Consider the following 883-nt stretch of genomic DNA (forward strand, 5'->3'; position numbering starts at 1 on the left):
GAGGTAAAGAACGAAGGCTACTACGTCTACCGCAACACACCCCGACCCTGATAGTACTACTAGAGGAGGTAACGCCATGAGTGCCGGAACCGTCATCATCGAGACCCGCCCGTGCATTGTCTGCGGCCGCCGTAGCCGCGTCATCATGGCCGCTGCACAGGCGGAAGCCCTGAACGCGAACGCGCCCGTTCAAGACGTGTTGCCCGACGCGCCGCGCGCCGAGCGCGAGGTCATCATCAGCGGCACGCACCCGAGCTGCTGGGCCGAAATGTTCGGTCCGGCACCGGCCGATGATTAGGCTCGTCGTGTTAGTCCCTCGTCGAGGCTCGTCCCCCCAGGGCCGAGGCGAGGGGCTGCGCCCCTCGCGCTCCCCCGCCGCCTGGGGCGACGGAGCGCCCCAGGCCAGAAGCGGACGCCGGCCACAGGCCGACGACGGCAACCGAGTGTTTCTCATTCGTTCCTGGCGCTCCATCATGACCGCCACGCCCTGCGCGCAAGTGCTTTCGCGGCATATCCTCGCGTCTCTCGCTGCGCTCGGCCGCTCCGGTATTCCACGGTCACTTGCACTCCGGGCTCAGCCGACGGCCATTGCTCCGCTATCAGGAACGAAGGAAAAAGATGATCGAGGGAGGAGACCGACATGCTGACCATCACCGTCTACACCACCGGCCCCGGCTGCGGCCGTTGCCTGGTGACGAAGCGAGCACTCGACAAGGAGGGCATCACCTACCGCGAGGTGAACATCCGAGAGAACTCGGCAGCGCGCGAGTACGTCACCGAGGAGCTGGGATACTCCGAGGCCCCCGTGTGTGTTGTCGAGGACGGAACAGGCGAGGATCACTGGTCAGGCTTCCGGCCCGACGAAATCGAGCGTGTGGCCGCC

The 883-nt window shown here is 65.8% G+C and carries 2 protein-coding genes; both read left to right on the forward strand.

Features of this window, described 5'->3' with window-relative positions:
* Positions 1–76: 76 nt before the first annotated feature.
* Positions 77–298, forward strand: a complete 222-nt coding sequence (locus IEZ13_RS46130) for a hypothetical protein (protein ID WP_189285814.1) — start codon at positions 77–79, stop codon at positions 296–298.
* Positions 299–640: 342 nt separating this feature from the next.
* A partial coding sequence (locus IEZ13_RS46135; RefSeq protein ID WP_306421567.1) for a glutaredoxin family protein occupies positions 641–883 on the forward strand: 243 nt, incomplete at its 3' end.

It is taken from the genome of Actinoplanes campanulatus (genome assembly GCF_014647795.1).
Lineage (GTDB): Bacteria > Actinomycetota > Actinomycetes > Mycobacteriales > Micromonosporaceae > Actinoplanes > Actinoplanes campanulatus.